The following is a 21,487-nucleotide window of genomic DNA, read 5'->3' on the forward strand; positions in this document are numbered from 1 at the left end:
TATCCGCTTCAACAAGTCGACTAATGTGATTTACCAAATCAACCCCGGCCTGAGACCTCATACCTCCAACTATCCCTATGGTGCTCTCTTTATTAAGATCCAATGGTATACTCTTAATTGGTCTTAGTTGTCATGTTGAGGCTTTCCTTTCGTGTCTCAGGTTCCGGGTAACCACCGCATTCCTAAGCCGGAAAACGGCATTACTTCTCGTTAAATTGACAAAGGAGGATCAGAAATAGATATTTTTCTCAGCACCAATTACGGTTCCTCTGAATTGTGTATTGAAAGTGTTTCTTACGATGAGGGGAATGTTATTTTCAGCAAGTAGTTCAATGGCTTTATTGTGCACCAATACATTTGAACTGCATTTTGATAAATGCAACAGTTCTTCAAAACTAATTCTATCTAATGTTTCCGGATTATTTGAAATTTTTGGATCAGCTGTCATTACTCCATTCACATCTGTCCACTTTGTAACAGATTCAGCACTCAATGCAATTGCAAAAATAGCTGCAGTATAATCCGATCCACCTCTGCCTAAAGTTGTCGTGGTTCCACCTGGGGTTGCACCTATAAATCCAGTAGCTACAAAGTCACCAACATTTTGACTCCAATGATCTATGATATTTTTTATAGATGTGCTAAGATTGACATCTGCATTACCATGTTTTTCATCAGTTAATATAACCCGACGGGTATCCAGAAAGCTTACGCGTGAACCCCCGCTATTCAAAAAACGGGTAATTAGATTCGCTGATAATAATTCACCATAAGCCAAAATCTTATCGGATTCCACTTTTGAAACTAATCCATTGAGGTATGATTCTTTTGTGAAAGAAAACAGCTCTTCTGTAATCAGAGAAAAATGCTTTTGGAATGAAATAACATCTTGTTGTTCAAGTAAAGCATTGACAAGTCGGTAATGAATTTTGAAAATATCATTCAAGACCGCTTCATAACCGCCATTTTTTTCAGTGATTAGTTTGATCACCTCATTAAGTTTATCCGTTACCCCCTCCAAGGCGGAAACTACAATTACAAAGGGTTGACCTGCTTCCTTCAACTCATTTGTAATCATTAATATGTTTTGCAAAGATTTATATGAACTTATAGAAGTGCCTCCAAACTTTAAGATCTCCATCAATTACGTAAGGTTTATAAAATTGTGTATGTTTTGAAATGCCGGATAGTACATGATCGATCTGATCTAGCAGCGAGTACTATCAAAATTGAGAATATCTGATACCAGAGATTAAAGCTCTACTGTATTCCATAAATTCTCACCTGAATGAACTTCGAGCTTACCCCTGTTCATTTTCAATACCTTATCCGCTACATCGAAATAATGATCATCATGGGTAATAGCAATGACGATTTTACCAAGCTTTTTCATCTCCGGCAAAAGTGTTCGATAGAAAAAATTACGGTATTCGGGATCTTGATCTGCGGCCCACTCGTCAAACAAATAAATAGGGGAATTTTCAATATAGCATTGCAGCAATGCTAATCTTTTTCGCTGCCCACCTGAGAGCTTGATCGTACTATAGTGGTTATCGATAATCTCAACTTTATCCTCCAGATCAAGCGTATTAAGGTATTGTTTAATTTCGTTTTCTCTGTCTTTTATATCACAGTCATACAATTTTTCAAAAAGATAAGACGGACTAAATACCGTTGAATAATATTCGCTTAATTGTGAATTTTTTAAAGCGGTATTATTGATTGATAAATGGCCTTTGTCCGGTTGATAAAGACCCGTAATTAGCTTAGCAAGCGTTGTTTTCCCACTTCCGTTCCCGCCTATGATGAACAATATTTCACCGCTGCTAACTTCCAGGTCGATGGGGCCAACTCTGAAGCCGTTTTTGTCCCCTTCCTCATTTTCAAATTGATATTCTATTCCCTTCGCTTCCAGATGATCTATCCTGTTAAATAATGGTTCAGGGACAAGGTCAAGGTCCAAGTTAGCCGGTATCTCACTGAGGAATTGATGGATGCGCCTCCAGGCTATTCTCAAAGTCATCAAGGCGGGGACACTACCCAAAATACCATTGATAGGCCCAATCAAATACAGCAGAACGATTACAAAACTCATTACAGCATACCACTGTATGTTAGGAAACAGTTCCGACATTCCTATGGAAACGACTCCCAAGAGTATTACCAGCAAGGATTCTCCTACCAAAAAAGCATTGACAAAACGAATATCTGCCGTAGATATTTTTTCCTTGTATTCTCGAGCGCTCGCAGCTACGTCTTCCTTATATTCCAATTTTTTATTGCGATGTAAACTGATCTCCTTAAACCCATCGATCATGCCATTGACCAAACGCATGAAGACATTTCGAGAATCGCGGGCCTCTTCAAAATAAATATTGGTGCTTTGAACTGCAAAATAGTAAATGGTAGATAGCGTAGCGATCAATGAAATGGTGAGTATCGTCGCCCAAAAAGCAATTGATGCCAAATAAAGAAAAGCTCCTATCGCGGTAATAATGCTAGTCGCCAATGAAACAAACAGATTTGTTGACCGGCCAATGGTATTGACATCATCATTTAAAGCGGTATAGACCCTACCGCGATCCATCTTCTCAAATTTGTCATAAGAAGTTGAGAATATTTTGTGAATCAACTTTATCCTCAAATCGTATACCAATCCCCTGGTAAATTTGATTAGGTTAACCTGAACAAACCGTCGACCAGCCAGATAGAGGCCTATTATGAGTCCGTAATAAAAAATCAGGTATTCTATTTCTGTTTCTGAATTAATGGCTGAGGTCACCATGATAATGACAGCTACATTTGAAAGTCCCGAAAGGATGCTTATTAGTAGTATCTGGGGTGCTTTTCTCTTATATTCATTTTTTTCTGGAAAACATAAACTGATCAAAAATGCAAAATATGTGAAGGCTATTGCGGCTAAAATGGCACCGATCAGTACCGTAAAGCTCGCAGGAGTCCATACCAAAATAGCTTCCCATGTGAATCCAGCGATGGCTTTAGGAAGCAGGTAAAGCCCCAACAAGAAAGGCAAAATAAGAATGAATGATTTGGCAAACCTACCGAAATCTACCAGGGATATTCCTTGCAACGATCTCCTTCTTTTCACGACATCAACGACGATCAGCAGCAAAAATGAAATGACGACCATGATGTAAATCACAAGAGCAATTGAGATGCTTGAATAAGTCTTATCGTTCCCATCACCTGGGTCCAGTTCTCGTTCAATTTCTTCGCCAGCTAATAACTTCATTAGTTTATTGCCCATAAAAGCGGTGTAGTTGCTATTAGAGTTGGCAAGTATGGCGATTGCCAGCTTTTCATTGGGACGAAATGTGATGTAGGAAGTATAGTTCGGGTTCAAACCTCCATGATAAATTTCTCCCGTGCCATCAAGGGCAACATTCCATCCTCTTGCATAGGATGACATGCCATGAAGCGCCACTGTTTCATCCCGTTGATGTGTGACTTTAGCGGCCTCGTATAGCTCTGTATCGATCATTCCCATTTGGAATTTTACCCACCTGGTGATGTCCTTGACGTTTGATATTACATACCCTGCAGCATTGTTTCCTTTATATACAGGGGCTTCATATTCTTTTGCTGCAAAGAAGCCTATTTTATATCCTTTCGATAGTATGGTACTGTCTTTGGGTTCTCCGATGGTTGTACTGTTCAACTGGAGTTGATCAATGATATTTATCTGCACATATTCTTCAAAGGGCTGACCGGTCACAACCTGAACAATAAGCGCCAAAACATCGTAGTTGATGGTAGCATACTTGAACTCTTTTCCGGGTGGTTCGTTCAACTCCTGCCCGATCAACATCCGGACAGTCCGTTCAAGGGCATCGGGGGCATTGGTTGCCGGTATTTTAGCAATGGTTTCCCAGGGAATGCCACTGGTATGATGCAACAATTGTCTAATGGTGATGACTGCCGCAGCGTCTTCAAAACTTACCCTGAACCAGGGAAGGTAGTCGGATACCTTATCATCTAAATTAATTCTGCCCTGCAGTTCCAGGTTGGTAACTGCCAGGGCTGTAAACGCTTTGCTACAAGACCCTATCTCATACAGTGTATTGGAATTAACAGGTACTTGGTTTTTCAGGTCGGAATACCCGTAATTTTTTGTGAACTGCCGGTCACCTTTTATGATTACAAGACTCAACCCCGGAATGTCCCCTTGTTCCATTAATTTTTCTACTTCCTGCTCAACCTTCAATAAAAAGTCTTTATCAATCTCTTGTGAAACAGAAAAATGACAGCTGACCAAAAGCACAAAAATTAAAGCATTTACTACAAGACTTTTAAAACCCATCTTCTTTAGTTCTATTTTTAGTGGTTGACTCAAAAAGTACATTTCTGCGACATCATGTTTCTCTAAGGCTCTGTGGACGCAATGAGCCTATTTATTCCCTTAACAACTATGTGATCCGTTTTCATATGAACACCATATGATCAAACGTTCATTTTTTTTTGACTACTCATGTATCACATGGAGAATCAAATACCCGCATCTACTAAGTTTGATTCTGGGCTTTGGATGTTTTCCTCAACCAGTTTTGCCAGCCCCTGAACACCTGGTTGCTGAAGAATAGAAAAGTGATCTCCTTCAACCTCCTCAAAGGTTACTTTAGTCTCGAAATACGTTGACAATGAACGAACATCAAAAGCTGACTCGGTCGCACGGATATAAACCAGTCTGGTTTGCAATTTTTCAATTGGTTGAAACCTGAGAGCTGCACGCTGCAGAGTTCGGATGGTATTGAGATAGTACATCATACTTCTGATGTCAATTTCATTAAAGTGAGGTATAAGCGACCAAAAATCTTCGGGAACTAACTTTCTGATCTCTTCGCCTTTTTCTTCCCGCTTCTCGAAAGAGTCCACTGTCTTGAGCCAAAGCTCTTCAATGGTCTTTGCACTTTCTAATTCTTCGATCGAATGAGCTAAACCTTTATGAAGAAGTTCCCTTTCCCCTCCTAACGAAAATGACGGCTCCCAGCCATTTGAAGTATGCAAAGAAAAATGGGAATCTATCATGACTATTTTATCCACCACTTCTCCTCTTGATTCTAGTTGATGAGCAATCTCATAGGCGATCACTCCACCCAAACTCCAACCCAGGATAGAATAGGGACCTTCTGATTGTATCTCCTTCATTGCCTCGATATAGCGTGTAGCAACTTCCTCTATGCTTATATTCCGAGGTGCAATATGATGGAGTGTCTCACTTCTCAAACCCCAGCAATTGATATCTTTTATTAGTTTAACAAGTTCAAAATAACCCTGAACATCCCCACTACCATCGTGGATCATGAACAAGTTGCTTTGAGCACTGTGGTACTGACTTAGCAAGGTTAACAAGTCACTCTTCTTGGATACTTCACCACTATTTTTATCAATTTTAAGCGCCAGGGCTTTGATTGTCGGCTTAGAGAAAAAGTCAATCAAAGGAATTTCAACTCCGAAGGACCGTAAAACCTTATTCACTAATACGGTAGCCCTTAGTGAATGGCCACCCAGCTCAAAGAAACTCCTGGTTACACTGATTACTTCCTGATCGAGTTTTAATACCTCGCTCCATAGCTCCACCAGGCGCTCTTCCACTTCATTCGACGGAGCCCTATAATCTTCACCTGCTTCGATCTTAGGATCCGGCAAGGCTTTCTTATCCAGTTTGCCGTTGCTAGTCAGTGGCCATTCTTTTAAATGGACATAGAATGATGGCAACATATATTCCGGCAATCTTTCTGACAGGTATTCCTTCAATGCTGACTCATCCAATTTCTCATCAGATAAATAATAGCCAACCAGATATTTCTCTTCTTCATTATCAATGTCTCTGACAACCGCTACGGCTTCTTTTACCAGATCATAGGTTGACAATTGGTGCTCAATTTCTCCCAATTCTATCCTGTAACCTCGGATTTTTACCTGATCATCTATTCGTCCCTTATATAGGATCGTTCCATTATCAAGCATTTGTACCAAATCACCGGTTCTGTACATCTTGGTTCCCTCCACGAATGGGTTGGCCAAAAAGCGTTGGTCGGTCAACGCTTCATTATTTACGTAACCTCTGGCAACTCCCAATCCTGAGACATACAGTTCTCCCTGGATGCCGACAGGAACCGGTCTTAAATAACTGTCCAGAATGTATATCTGTGTATTATTTACAGGGTGTCCTATCGGAACCGACTGTAATTGCTCATCAGGGACAAAGCGATGGATCATACAGCCTACTGTGGCTTCGGTAGGGCCGTATTCATTATATATTTCAACCTTTCCCTCAAACTTGCTATGAATTGACTGGGCCAGGGAGGTCTCCAACTCCTCGCCTCCTACGACTAGCTTTCTTATTTTACTAGAGGCTGGTAAGACATCACTGTCATTTAGGATTTTTAGATGTGAGGGGGTGAGTTTCAAAACACTTACTTCACCTTCTCTGAGCATTCTTTCTACCACCAGGCCACTTTGCTGCTCTTGGTAGATAATAATCTGATTACCGGAAATCAGGGGGGTGAAAATCGATGTGACTGTTAAATCAAAAGAAACTGATGTATACAATCCAAAAGTTGCGTCTTCTCCATCGAGATAGTAATCAGAGGCCCAACCAACGTAATTGATCAAAGCGCCATGTTCTATCATGACACCTTTCGGTTTGCCAGTAGAACCTGAAGTATAGATAACATAGCATAGATCAGAAGCCGTAATCCTATTTTCTACTTCTTTTACCTCAGTAAGATTTTCAGCATCTTCTACGAAAAACGTCGGAATTGTGCATTCAAGATTACCTTCTAATTCTTTTGTGACTAACAAAGCATTTGCCCCGCTATCCTTAAGCAGGTATTCTTTTCGTCCATTAGGAAGATCAGTGTCAATGGGCAGGTAGGCACCTCCGGCTTTTAGAATTCCCAAAATCCCTATGACCAAACTGGGTGACTTCTGCGTCATTAGCCCAACGATACTTCCCTGACCAATACCTCTTTCTATCAAATACGAAGCCAGGCCATTACTTTTCTGATCGAGTTCCTGATAGGTTAGTGTTGTCCCTTCAAATACCAATGCCGTCCTGTCAGGGTGTTGTATCACCTGCTCTTTGAACAAAGTCAGGGCGGTTTTTCCTTTCGAATAATCAACTTTAGTATCATTAAATACTTCCAGTATTTGAAGCCTTTCCTGCTCATTGATGATCACTATGTCGGATAATGCTGTTTCAGGGTTTGAAACGACTTGCTCCACTATCCTTAGAAAGTAGGTGTTGAATCGTTCAATCGTGTGTTTTTCGAATAATTCACTGGAATACTCGAAATTTAAATGAAGCTGTTCAACGTTTTCTGATACTGTCAATGTCATATCAAACTTGGAGATACTATGACCGCTGTTCTGAGCCGCTAACTTCAATCCAGGCATCTGCAGAGAGGACTCTTCAAAGTTTTGATAGGCAAACATGACATCAAACAGTGGGTTACGACTGGTATCGCGTGCTATTTTCAGTTCATCAACCAGCTCCTCGTATTGATAGCCCTGGTGATCAAAACAGGCCAACGTCCCGGATTGGACTGCCGACAAAAACTCCCTGAAACTCATCGTTCCATTGGGATAGTTGCGAAGGGCCATGGTGTTGACGAACATCCCGATCATGTCATCAACATCAGCATGCTGACGACCGGCTGTGGGGGTTCCAATCACAATGTCTTCCTGGTTGCTTAACTTGCTCAACAGGATATTGTAGATCGAAAGCATCAGCATAAACAGAGTAGCTCCTTCTGATTCGGCTATCGATTTCAATTGAGAAGTTTGCTTTTCTTCTATGACAAATCCCAAATTGCCACCCCGGTGATTCTTCACCAGAGGTCTTTTGCGGTCATACGGTAACTCAAGGACCGGGGGCAGGCCGGAATATTCTTCTAGCCAGAATGCTTTTTGTTGCGACAATGCGGATTGTTGCGCTTCGGCCTGTTGCCATACCGCATAGTCTTTGTAGTGTAAATGCACGGGAGATAATTCCTCTCCACCGTAAAGGGACATGAAATCCCTGGTCAAAACCCCTTGGGAAACGCCATCGGTAATGATGTGATGAAGGTCTACCATTAAAATATGGGTCGCAGCTTCTTCGTCGGAATCCTCCGCTACCGAAATCAATCCCACCCTGATCAAGGGTGCCAAAGACAAGTCAAAGGGGCGAATGAACCTGGTGATTACCTCCTGTACTCCCGCTTCGCCTGACTGGTAGTGTTCCAGATGGAAATCAATCTGGTCGGTTATACGCTGGACAGGTTCGTCGCCCTGCAAGACAAAGGAAGTCCGTAAACTCTCATGACGGGCAACCAGTTCTTTAAATGCCTGTTCAAGACGTTCTTTATCCAGTTTCCCTTCCAGACTTACCACCTGGGGCATATTATAGGTCAGCGCGTGCGGTTCAAACTGGTAGAGGAAGTGTATTCGGCGTTGTGCCGATGATAAGGGATAGTATTCCCGCTTTGCTGCAGGTGTTATGGATTGATAACTGGTCTTTTTTGCATCAATGATGTACTGACTCAAACTACGGATGTCCTGATGTTGGAAGATGACCTTTAGCGGCACTTCTACGGACAACACCTTAAAAATCTTATTGACCAGTACTGTCGCCCGCAGGGAATGACCTCCCAGCTCAAAGAAGCTTTGGGTCACACTGATCACTTCTTTATCAAGCTTTAATACCTCGCTCCATAGCGCTACCAGCTGTTCTTCTGTTTCATTCGAAGGGGCCAGATAATCGTCCCCGGCTTCAATCTTAGGAGCCGGCAGGGTCTTTCTGTCTATTTTCCCATTTGCCGTCAATGGAAGCTTGTCCAAATGCACGAAATAGTCGGGAACCATATAGTCGGGCATCCTTTCTGACAGGTAATTCCTAAAGCCGGAGGATTCCAGGGCTTCTTCGGATACATAATAGGCCACCAGGTATTTTTCTTCGTCTTTCTCTTGGGCTAACACCACCGTCTCTGTCACTTTATGATGATCAGTGAGATGATGTTCTATTTCTCCCAGTTCTATCCGGAACCCCCGGATCTTCACCTGGTCGTCTATCCTGCCCAAAAACTCCAGGTTTCCGTCCGGTAGCCACCGGGCAAGGTCGCCAGTGCGGTATATTCTATCGCCAGACTTAAAGGAACTCTCTATGAATTTAGCTCTGGTTAATTTTTCATTATTTAAGTAACCTCGTGATAACCCAATCCCTCCTATGCACAACTCACCATGTATTCCTACTGGTTGCAGAGAATTGGATTTGTCCAGAACATAAAGATTGATGTTATCTATCGGCTTTCCTATCGGGATTGTATCATGGCTTATTTCATCACCGATATTGTAGTATGATACATCAATGGTTGCTTCTGTGGGGCCATACAAATTAATCAACCTGGTTCGATTGGCCTCATAAAGTAGTTTTTTGAAGTGCTCAGCATGCGCCAATTTCAGGGCTTCTCCACTACAAAATACTTGACGTAATGAGTGAAGGTGAGAGATATCGCCCCTACTTTCAAAATAGCCTAAAAAAGCTTGTAGCATGGAGGGCACAAAGTGCATGGTACTTACTTTGTGGTCGGATATTGTTTTAGTTAATATATCCGGGGCCTTCTCTCCACCCGGCTGTAACAAACACAAGGCTGCTCCCTGCTGCGACCACCAAAACAGCTCCCATACTGACACATCGAATGTAATGGGTGTTTTTTGTATAAGAACATCCTGTTCTCCAATCGGATACTTCCGGTTCATCCAGTGAAGCCTGTTCATTAATGACCCATGCTCCACCATGACGCCTTTTGGATTCCCCGTACTTCCGGAAGTGTATATTACGTAGGCAAGCTCTTCCGGTCTGGCCCTGCTTTCTATTATTGCAGCATCTGTTGACGTATTGTTTGACGGGTCTATGAATACAATCTCTACCGATTCTTTAACCTCACCTTCAAAATCAGTTGAGACAAGCAGCCGGGTTGCACCACTATCCTGAAGGATGTAATCAATTCTTGATTGAGGATAATTGGGATCAATTGGCAAATAGGCCGCCCCTGATTTGAGAATACCAAAGATTCCTACCATCATATCAAATGAGCGATCGCACATGATCGCCACAAGATCTCCCTGGTTAACTCCGCTCTGGATAAGCATTCCGGCCATTCGGTTTACGCTACCCTGAAACGATGCATAACTCAACGATTCCTCCTCAAAAATCAAGGCTGTCTTGTCAGGAGTCTTCTCTACCTGCAATTCAAACAAATCAATGACGGTTTTGTCCTTCGGATATTCCGCTATCGTATCGTTAAATTCCGTCAGTATTTGTTGTCTCTCTGGTTCAGTTATTATTGCTATGTCAGACAGCAAGGTCTCCGGGTTTGAAACTACTTGCTCCACAATCTTTTCCAGGTAGGTATTGAACCTTTCAATGGTATGTTTTTCGAATAATTCCGAGGAATACTCGAAATCCAAATAGAGTCGCTTGACGCTTTCCGATACGGTCAAGGTCAGATCAAACTTAGAGATACTATGACCACTTTTTACGGAGGCTAATTTCAATCCAGGCATCTGCAGAGTGGACTCTTCAAAGTTTTGATAAGAAAACAGGACATCAAACAGCGGGTTACGACTGGTATCACGTGCAATTTTTAGCTCATCGATCAACTCCTCGTATTGATAGCCCTGATGATCAAAACAAGCCAACGTCCCGGATTGTACTTCCGATAAGAATTCCCTGAAACTCATCTCGCCTTTAGGATAATTCCTTAAGGCCAGCGTATTGACAAACATCCCGATCATGTTGTCCACATCAGCATGCTGACGACCAGCTGTGGGGGTTCCAATCACAATGTCTTCCTGGTTGCTCAGTTTACTCAAGAGGATATTATAGATCGAAAGCATCAGCATAAACAGGGTAGCTCCTTCTGATTCGGCTATCGATTTCAATTGAGCGGTCTGTTCTTCTTCTAAGACAAAACTCAAATTGCCCCCACGATGATTCTTCACGAGGGGCCTTTTATGGTCATAGGGCAACTCCAGGACTGGGGGTGTTTCGGAATATTCATTCAGCCAGAAAGCCTTTTGTTCTGCCAAAGCGGATTGTTGTGCTTCGGCCTGTTGCCATACCGTATAGTCCTTGTAGTGTAAACGCACAGGAGTTAAGTCCTCTCCATTATACAGGGACATAAAATCCTTGATCAAAAGGCCCTGGGCAACACCGTCGGTGATGATGTGGTGAAGGTCTACCATTAAAATGTGCGCCGAAGCCTCTCCAGCGGAATCATTCGGTACTGAAATCAGTCCTACCCTGAGCAAGGGAGCCATAGACAAGTCAAAGGGACGAATGAACCTTGTGATTACCTCTTGCACTCCTACTTCGTCCGACTGGTAATGTTCCAAATGGAAATCAACCTGGCCGGATATTCTCTGGACAGGCTCCTCTCCACGTAGGACAAAAGAGGTCCGTAAATTCTCATGTCGGGATACTAGTTTCTTAAAGGCTTCTTCCAATCGATCCTTATCCAACGCTCCTTCAAGCCTCACCACCTGAGGCATATTATAAGCCAGCGCCTCCGGTTCAAACTGGTAAAGGAAATACATCCGGCGTTGCGCCGATGATAAGGGATAGTATTCCTGCTTTGCTGCAGGTTCTATGGATTGATAGTTGGTCTTTTTTGCCTCACTGATGTACTGACTCAAACTACGGATATCCTGATGTTGGAAGATGACTTTTAGAGGCACTTCCACCGACAAAGCTTTGAATATCTTATTGGCCAGTACGGTAGCCCGTAGGGAATGACCTCCCAATTCAAAGAAGCTTCGGGTCACACTGATCACTTCCTTATCAAGCTTTAGTACCTCGCTCCATAGCGCTACCAGTTGCTCTTCCGTTTCATTTGAAGCATATACATAGTCTTCACCAGCTTCGATTTCCGGTTCGGGTAATGCTTTTTTATCTGTCTTACCATTGGCATTCAAAGGAAGCTTGTCCAGATGCACATAATAACCGGGAACCATATAGTCAGGCAATCTCTCTGAGAGATAATTCCTTAATACGGATGGTTCCTGAGTTTCTTCTGACACATAATAAGCCACCAGGTAGTTCTCTCCCTCTTTCTCTTTGGCTAAAACTACACCCTCTTTTATCTCATTGTGACTGACCAACTGGTGTGCTATCTCGCCCGGTTCTATCCTAAAGCCCCTGACTTTTACCTGATCGTCAACACGGCCCAAAAACTCAAGATTCCCGTCGGGAAGCCAGCGGGCCAGATCCCCTGTCTTGTACATCCGCACACCGGAATGAAAAGGATTCTCAACAAATTTCTCCTTTGTCAAGTCCTCATCGTTCACATATCCCCTGGCCAAACCATCTCCGGATATGTACAGTTCTCCAGCGACTCCTTTTGCTAGTAAGCGCTGACTGTTGTCAAGAATATAGACTTTGGTATTGTCAATGGGCTTGCCTATGGGGACAATCCCATCATCAACCATACCTTCAGACACTTTACAACTTACTGAAGAAATAGTAGCTTCAGTAGGCCCGTATTTATTGAAAAAATCATATCCTCCAATAAACCTCTTAGCCAGTTTCACGGAACAAGGTTCCCCTCCGGAAATGATTCGTCTTAGGTTGTTGGAATTATTGAATGTGATAGCCTGCAAAAATGACGGAGTAGCATGCAGATGAGTTACTCCATGGCTTATGATGTAATCACTAAATTTAGCAGGGTCATTGATTGTCTCTTTGTCCGTGAGCACAAGTGCGTAGCCATTCAATAAGGCTAACCAGATTTGTTCAACTGACGGATCGAAGCTTATGGTGGAGAATTGAAGTATTTTCTCCTCTTCCCTCATGCCCAACATTTTCTTCTGTGAGTAGATGTAGTTTACTACAGATTGATGCCTGACCTCAACACCTTTTGGGCGGCCTGTGGAACCGGAAGTGTAAATGATATAGGCGATTCCAAGAGGTGAAACCGAAGATTGTATTTCCTTCCTGCTCTCGCCAGAAATTTCACGATCATTTACATCAACAACATCTATATATTTTCCATATACCTTCCCTCTTTCACTATCTGTCAGCAAGCATAGCGCCCGGGCCTCTTTCAGCATTCCCTCTAGCCTTGTTTCCGGATGACTTGTATCTAGAGGCAAATAAGCGCCTCCCGCTTTAAGAATCCCTAATATGCCAATGATCATCTCCACTGACCTGTCCAACATAAGGCCTGCAGTGCTTCCCGGTTTCAATCCTTTATTTCTAAGATAATGCGCCAGCTGGTTGGCTCTTTGATTTAGCTCCCGGTAGGTAACCTTCTCTTTATAATAAGATAAAGCCGTTTTTTCGGGTGTAGCATTAACCTGCTTCTCAAACAGAGATACGAGGGTTTCTTCCCGAGGATAATATGCCTCAGTGTTATTGTATTGATCTAATAATTGGTGCTCTTCTGCTTCAGGAAGGAATTCTATAGCTGAGAGTTTTACATCAGCATCAGAAATAACAGTTGCTACAATGTTTTTAAGGTAAGCAACAAACTTTTCAATGGTTTCCTTTTCGAATAATTCAGTTGAATAATCAAAATTCAACTGGAGTCGTTCAACAGTTTCTGATACCGTCAATGTCAGATCAAACTTGGAGATACTTTGATCACTGTTCAATGATTTTAGTTTCAATCCGGGTATTTCAAGTGTCGACTCCTCAAAGTTTTGATAGGAAAACATCACATCAAAGAGCGGATTACGACTAGTATCACGATCTATACTCAATTCATCGATCAACTCCTCATACTGGAAGCCTTGCTGATCAAAACAGGCCAGGGTCTTTGATCGAACTGCAGATAAGAATTCCTTGAAATTCATCGTCCCTTTGGGATAATTCCGAAGAACCAGTGTATTGACAAACATTCCGATCATGTTGTCTACATCCATATGTTGACGACCAGCAGTAGGTGTGCCAATCACAATGTCTTCCTGGTTACTCAGCTTGCCCAGTAGAATATTGTAGAGCGAAAGCATCAGCATAAACAGGGTGGCACCTTCTGATTCGGCTATCGATTTTAGTTGTGCGGTCTGTTCTGCATCTATGACAAAGCTCAAGTTGCCGCCCTGATGATTCTTCACCAAAGGCCTCTTGTGATCACAGGGTAGCTCCAGAACTGGGGGCATTTCGGAATATTCTTCCAGCCAGAAAGCTTTTTGTCGCGATAAAGTGGATTGTTGTGCTTCGGCTTGCTGCCACACCGCATAGTCTTTGTAGTGTAAACGCACAGGAGACAATTCCTCTCCACTGTAATGGGACATGAAATCCCTGATCAAAACTCCCTGGGAAACTCCGTCGGTGATGATGTGGTGAAGGTCTACCATCAAAATATGGGTGTTAGCCTCTCCGTCGGAATCCCCGGCAACCGAAATCAATCCCACCCTGATCAAGGGTGACTTAGATAGATCAAATGGACGAATGAACTTATCGATCACCTGCTGCACTCCCCTTTCGTCCGACTGGTAGTATTCCAGATGGAAATCTGCCTGGTCGGTTATCCTCTGAACGGGTTCGTCGCCTTGTAAGGCAAAAGAGGTCCGTAAGCTCTCATGACGGGCAACTAGTTTTTTAAGTGCCAGGTCCAGGCGTTCTTTGTCCAGTTCCCCTTCCAGTCTTGCCACCTGGGGCATGTTATAGGTCAGCGCGTCCGGTTCGAACTGATAAAGGAAGTACATGCGATGCTGCGCCGAAGACAGTGGATAATACGCCTGCACAGTTGCAGGTGCTATCGGTTGGTAGATGGTCTTTTTTGCCTCACTGATGTACTGACTCAAACTACGGATGTCCTGATACTGGAATACGGCTTTTAGCGGCACCTCCACGGACAAAGCCTTAAAGATCTTATTGACCAGTACGTTCGCTCGAAGGGAATGACCGCCCAGTTCAAAGAAACTTCGGGTCACACTGATCACTTCCTTATCAAGCTTTAATACTTCACTCCATAGCGCTACCAGCTGCTCTTCCGTGGTATTTGCAGGTGCTATAAAATCTTCACCAACCTCGATCTCCGGTTCAGGTAATGCTCTTTTGTCTACTTTCCCATTAGCATTCAAAGGAAGCTTGTCCAGATGAACATAATAACCTGGGACCATGTAGTCAGGTAGCTTCTTTGACAGGAAATTCCTGAAGACGGATGGTTCCTCTGCTTTTTCCGATACATAGTAGGCCACAAGGTAGGTTTCTCCCTCTTTCTCTTTGGCTAAAACTACCGTCTCTTGCACGTGATCATGACCCGTGAGTTGATGTTCTATCTCTCCCAGTTCTATCCGGTAACCCCTGATCTGTACCTGGTCGTCTATCCTGCCTATGAATGCTATATTTCCGTCTGGCAGCCAATGGGCAAGGTCTCCGGTTTTATACATCCGCTCACCGGGACGAAAAGGATTCTCAACAAATTTGGCTTCCGTAAGTGCATCACGGTTCAAGTAGCCTCTGGCCAACCCCACCCCACCAATGCACAACTCACCGTTTACACGTGTAGGTAATAATTTACCATAGCTATCCAGGATGTATACTTCATGGTTGGAAATCGGTTTCCCGATAGGAATTTCCGGTGTGGCCTCATTAACCTCAAAACTGGTCGTGACCACTGTATTTTCTGTAGGTCCGTAATTGTTAACAAGTTTATAGCTAGCATCCTCAATAGATGTCAATTTATCGCCACCGGTAAGCAGGTATCTTAGTGAGTTGTTCTTTAATCTGACAAACTGCTCACACACCTGTGTAGGTAAAAAGGATATGGTGATATGATGTAACTCAAAATATTCATTGAGTTTATTAACATCCGTTCTGATCGATTTGTCAATGATGTGGATGCAGGCACCTTTAACCAGGTAGGGAAACAACTCCCATACCGTAGCATCAAATCCAACTCCGGCATATTTTGTACTATTATCCAAATGGCTCACCTGATAATAATCATTGTGCCAATGGCAAAGATTAACCAGTGATTGGTGTTCGATCATGGTCCCTTTGGGCGTACCTGTACTGCCTGAAGTATAGATAATATAAGCCAGGTCTGATCCTGTAATAACCGGATCAGGATTTGCAGAGGAACCTTGAAAAAAGGCTGTCCTCTGAACATCCAGGAAATCCTCCTCAATGCCGGTACGCTTTCCCAGAGATGAGGTCGAGAGTATTAACCGGGGAGCACTGTCTTTTAAAATATAATCTATCCGTTCTTTGGGGTATTCAGAGTCTATGGGAAGAAAAGCTGCTCCGGATTTAAGAATAGCCAGTATTGCGATGACCATCTCAGGCGTTTGATCCAGCAAAATAGCAATGATATCATTTGGCCGGGCTCCCAATTCTCTGAGAGCAACGGACAAGCTATTGGCTTTTTCATTTAAATCACGGTAGAGAAGCTTTTCGCCATTAAATACGATGGCTATCTCGTTCGGAGTATTCTCAACCTGCTCTTCGAACAGCTCTATGACTGTTTTGCCATGTGGATAATCAACAACTGTATTATTGAACTCTTCCAGTATTTGATGTCGTTCCTGCTCGCTGATGATCTCTATGTCAGACAATGATATTTCAGGGTTTGAAACGACTTGCTCCACTATCCTTACAAAGTAGGTATTGAACCTTTCAATAGTTTCCTTTTCGAACAATTCAGTGGAATACTCGAAATTTAAATAGAGCTGTTCAACATTTTCCGATATCGACAATGTCAAATCAAACTTGGACACTGTATGACCGCTGTTCTGAGAGGCTAATTTCAACCCCGGCATTTCAAGAGAGGACTCTTCGAAGTTTTGAAAGGAAAACATGACATCAAACAACGGGTTACGACTGGTATCTCGTTCTATTTTCAGTTCATCAACCAACTCCTCGTATTGATAGCCCTGGTGATCAAAACTGGCTAAAGTCCCGGATTGTACTGCCGATAAGAATTCCATGAAACTCATCGTTCCTTTGGGATAGTTGCGCAGTGCCAGTGTGTTAACGAACATCCCGATCATATGATCCACATCGGCATGCTGACGACCAGACGTTGGAGTGCCAATCACAATATCTTCCTGGTTACTTAGCTTGCTCAACAGGATATTGTAGAGTGAAAGCATCAGCATAAACAGCGTTGCACCTTCTGATTCGGCTATGGATTTTAGTCGAGCGGTTTGTTCTTCTGCTATGACAAAACGCAAGTTACCCCCCTGGTGATTCTTCACCAGTGGCCTTTTATGGTCATAGGGTAACTCCAGAGCTGGGGGCAGGTCGGAATATTCCTCCAGCCAAAAGGTTCGATGTTGTGACAATGCGGATTGTTGTGATTCGGCTTGCTGCCATACCGCATAATCCTTGTAGTGTAAACGAACAGGAGATAATACCTCTCCATTGTATAAGGACATGAAATCCCTAATCAAAATTCCTTGTGAAACCCCGTCCGTGACGATGTGGTGCATATCGACCATAAGCACGGACGCTATTTGTGTTTCATCGGATGACAAGGTGATCAACCCAACTCGGACCAATGGAGCTTCAGTCAGATCAAACGGACGGATGAAGTCTTTGATCACCTGTGGCTCTCCCTCTGCATCTGAATGATAATGTTCTAATCGGAAATCTAACTGATCTACTATCTTCTGTACTGGTTCTCCGTCAATCGAATCAAAGGATGTCCGTAAGCTCTCATGTCGGGATACCAGTTTCTTGAAGGCATCTTCCAGTCGATCCTTATCCAACGCTCCTTCAAGCTTCACTACCTGAGGCATATTATAGGTTAGAGCGTCCGGTTCAAATTGATGAAGAAAGTATAATCTCTTCTGGGCCGATGAAAGCACATAATTTTCTTTCGATTCAGCAGGTGAGATATGTTTGTATGACCTTTGATTTACCGCTTGAATATATTGTACAAGTTTTTCTTTGTGACCCTTTATTTCATCAAGTAAATCTTTGGTCATTACTCCGGGAGGAGCATTTATTTTCAACTTTCCTTCCTCTACACTAAGTTCTATTTTCAGCTTACGTAATCTGCTAAGAATGACCTTCATAATAATCTTGGTTCCCTATTGGTTTATGGTCAACAAACTTTTAGTCGATAACAAATTCCTCTCCCTTAGGTGAGTTTTGTTTGTCATTTTTCCTAATCCACATCTCATTTTCTATATACTCGGCCATTTTATGGACGGTGCTTTCTCTAAATACTTCTCTCAATGGAACTTCCACATTCATTTCTTTAAAGATTTTGTTCACCAGCAAGGTAGCTTTCAGGGAATGCCCACCCAGTTCAAAAAAGCTTCTGGTGACACCAATCACTTCTTTATCGAGTTTTAATACTTCACCCCATATTCCAACTAACTGTTCTTCTGTAGCATTCGAGGGAGCTACATAACTGTAAGTGGATCCGATCTCAGCGTCGGGCAAAGCTTTTTTATCTACCTTACCATTGGCATTTAAAGGAACCTTGTCCAGATGGACATAATAAGCGGGAACCATGTAATCAGGCAAATTCCCTGATAAGTAATCTCTTAGCCCCATCGTTTCTAAGGCTTCTTCTGCCACATAGTAGGCCACCAGGAAGTTCTCACCATCTTTCTCCTTGGCTAATACTATTGCTTTGTTTACTTGATCATGACTGGTGAGATGATGTTCTGTTTCCCCTAATTCGATCCTGAAACCTCTGATCTTTACCTGATCGTCTATTCTACCCAAAAACTCAATGTTCCCATCTGGTAGCCAGCGAGCCAGGTCGCCCGTGCGGTACATCCGCTCTCCAGGCCTAAATGGATTCGCAACGAACTTTTCGCGAGTTAATTCTTTGTCGTTCAAATATCCGGCTGCAAGGCAGTCTCCTCCAATGTACAATTCACCCCCAACTCCTTTCGGCAATAATTGCTGATGCACATCTAGCACGTACACTACTGTATTGTTTATGGGCCTACCTATGGGAATGCGTTCATTCAATGGCCTGTCAATCAAATACTCAATAGAGGTGACTGTGGCTTCCGAAGGCCCATATGCGTTATAAACTTTGTACTTCTTCCATAGCTCGTCGGCTATCTGAACTTTGCAACGCTCTCCACCTATGACTATCCGTCGAAGAGTTGGGTGAAAATCCGAATCCAGGTTCTCCAGAAATGATGGCGTTACATCAAGATGTGTAATATTAAAATCGGAGATGTAATCATTGAAATTCTCGTGATTAAGTATGACTTCCCTGCTCGCCAGCACTAGTGTTGACCCGCTTAACAAGGCTAACCATATCTGCTCCATGGAGGCATCAAAAACAATATTTGAAAATTGAAGAATCCTTTCATCATCACTTATGCCAAAGGTCTCCTTTTGAGAATGAACCAGGTTGATTACCGACCGATGACTGACCATTACTCCTTTCGGTTTTCCAGTAGAGCCAGAAGTATAGATTATATAAGCAATGCCTGATGACGAAAAGGATGAAATTTTCAAATCTCTCTCATCTCCCGGGTAGATATTGGGTTCATCCAGGGTGACAACATCGATATAGCTTTCATATGCGAACCTGTCATGCGTACTTGTCAACAATAGCGTCGCATCGCTTTGCTGCAAGATATCCGTGTTTCGTTTTTCCGGTTGTGATGTATCCAGTGGTAAATAAGTACCGCCAGCTTTTAGTATACCCAACAGGCCAATGATCATCCCTACTGACCTGTCCAGCATCAGCCCTATAACACTACCTTCGCCTACTCCCTTACTTTTCAGTAAATAAGCTAGTCGGTTAGATTTTTCATCTAATTCCCGGTAGCTAATTTCGATCTGGTTATGAATTAACGCCAGATTATCCGGTGTGGCTCTAACCTGACGGTCAAACAGGGATGCCAGCGTTTCTTCCCGAGGATAATCAGCCTTTGTGTCGTTGAATTTGTGCAGCAACTGATACTTTTCTGATGCTGAGATCACTTCAATGTGCGACAGTCTGATCTCTGGGTTGGAAATGATAGTGGTCACTACGTTATTAAAGTAAGTGACGAATCTTTCTATGGTTTCCCTTTCAAATAATTCGTTAGAATACTCGAACTCCAAAAAGAGTTGTTCAACGCTTTCCGATACAGTCAGCGTTAGATCAAACTTAGAAACCGATTGCCCGTTGTTCAAGGAGGATAACTTCAATCCCGGCATCTGAAGAGAGGATTCCTCAAAGTTTTGATAGGCAAACATCACATCGAACAAAGGGTTACGACTGGTATCGCGCTCTATTTTCAACGCATCAATCAACTCTTCGTATTGATAACCCTGATGATCAAAGCTGGCCAACGTCATGGATTGTATTGCCGATAAAAACTCCCGGAAACTCAGCGTTCCTTTGGGATAACTGCGCATGGCCAACGTATTGACGAACATCCCGATCATATTTTCCACATCAGCATGCTGCCGGCCAGCGGTTGGGGTTCCGATCACAAGGTCTTCCCGGTTACTCAGTTTGCTCAACAAAATGCTATAGACCGATAGCATTACCATAAACAGGGTGGCTCCTTCTGATTCGGCTATCGATTTTAATTGAGCGGTTTGCTCTACTGGTACCGAAAAACTCAAATTACTACCCTGGCTGTTTTTCACCATCGGCCTTTTATGATCATAAGGTAGCTCCAGGACGGGAGGCAAGTCAGCATATTCTTCCAGCCAGTACGCTTTTTGTTGGGACAATGCGGCTTGCTGTTCGGCTCTTTGCTGCCATACCGCATAGTCCTTATATTGTAAATGCAGAGGTGGTAGCTCTTCGTTGTAGTAAAGCGACATGAAATCGTTGATCAGGATGCCCTGAGAAACGCCATCAATGACAATGTGATTCATGTCAACCATCAGGATGTGTGCCGTGGACCCCTGTTCAGATGACTTAATTTCCGTAATTAATCCCACTCTGATCAAAGGAGCTTTAGCCAGGTCAAAAGGACGAATAAACTTATTGATCACCTGCTGAACTTCCTCTTCATTTGACTGGTAATATTCCAGCTGGAAATCAACCTGCTCTTTTATCTCCTGTACCGGTTCATCATCAATTAATTTAAAACTGGTTCTCAGACTCTCATGTCGATCAACCAGCTTCCTGAAGGCGTATTCCAATCGATCTTTATCCAGTTCTCCATCCAACCTCACTATTTGAGGCATATTATAGGTCAGGGCGTGCGGTTCAAACTGGTAGAGGAAGTACATGCGGTGCTGCGCTGAAGATAAGGGATAGTATTCCCGCTTTACAACAGGTTTTATGGGTTGATAGACAGCTCCCAGCGAGTTGAAGAATTGTATAATTGAGGGCTTTTTAGCTTTAAGTTCGTCGATTATTGACTCAGTTAGGTCTCCCTCAGAAGCTTCAACTTCAAGCTGGTTCTCCTTTACCGAAACAATGATATTGTTACTCCTCAAATGAGTAATATATTCGTCGATACTCATATTAATGTTGTAGACTTTTCACCTTTACTTACTTCGAGCTTCTTAGTTGTTTAATGGTAATGATGGAACCAGATAAATCTCGTG

4 protein-coding genes are annotated in these 21,487 nt (G+C 42.9%); all 4 read right to left on the bottom strand.

The window, feature by feature from the left end:
- Positions 1–229 precede the first annotated feature (229 nt).
- The 4 genes from R8G66_19480 to R8G66_19495 all read right to left on the bottom strand — a co-directional run bounded on the left by R8G66_19480 (position 230) and on the right by R8G66_19495 (position 21,403).
- A complete protein-coding gene (locus tag R8G66_19480) occupies positions 230–1,141 on the bottom strand; it encodes an aspartate kinase (GenBank protein MDW3194569.1) in 912 nt (303 codons plus the stop codon).
- Positions 1,142–1,252: 111 nt separating this feature from the next.
- Complete coding sequence (locus tag R8G66_19485; GenBank protein ID MDW3194570.1) at positions 1,253–4,321, bottom strand: cyclic peptide export ABC transporter; 3,069 nt, start codon at positions 4,319–4,321, stop codon at positions 1,253–1,255.
- Positions 4,322–4,506: 185 nt separating this feature from the next.
- On the bottom strand, positions 4,507–18,030 hold the full coding sequence (locus tag R8G66_19490) for an amino acid adenylation domain-containing protein (protein ID MDW3194571.1): 13,524 nt from the start codon (positions 18,028–18,030) through the stop codon (positions 4,507–4,509).
- A 40-nt stretch (positions 18,031–18,070) separates the two neighbouring features.
- Complete coding sequence (locus R8G66_19495; protein ID MDW3194572.1) at positions 18,071–21,403, bottom strand: amino acid adenylation domain-containing protein; 3,333 nt, start codon at positions 21,401–21,403, stop codon at positions 18,071–18,073.
- Positions 21,404–21,487: the final 84 nt, after the last annotated feature.

The organism is Cytophagales bacterium (assembly GCA_033344775.1).
Classification (GTDB): Bacteria; Bacteroidota; Bacteroidia; order Cytophagales; family Cyclobacteriaceae; genus JAWPMT01.

Excerpts from the sequence above, each read along its gene's own strand:
- R8G66_19480 (MDW3194569.1), bottom strand. The coding sequence starts at position 1,141 with ATGGAGATCTTAAAGTTTGGAGGCACTTCTATAAGTTCATATAAATCT.
- R8G66_19485 (MDW3194570.1), bottom strand. The coding sequence starts at position 4,321 with ATGGGTTTTAAAAGTCTTGTAGTAAATGCTTTAATTTTTGTGCTTTTG.
- R8G66_19490 (MDW3194571.1), bottom strand. The coding sequence starts at position 18,030 with ATGAAGGTCATTCTTAGCAGATTACGTAAGCTGAAAATAGAACTTAGT.
- R8G66_19495 (MDW3194572.1), bottom strand. The coding sequence starts at position 21,403 with ATGAGTATCGACGAATATATTACTCATTTGAGGAGTAACAATATCATT.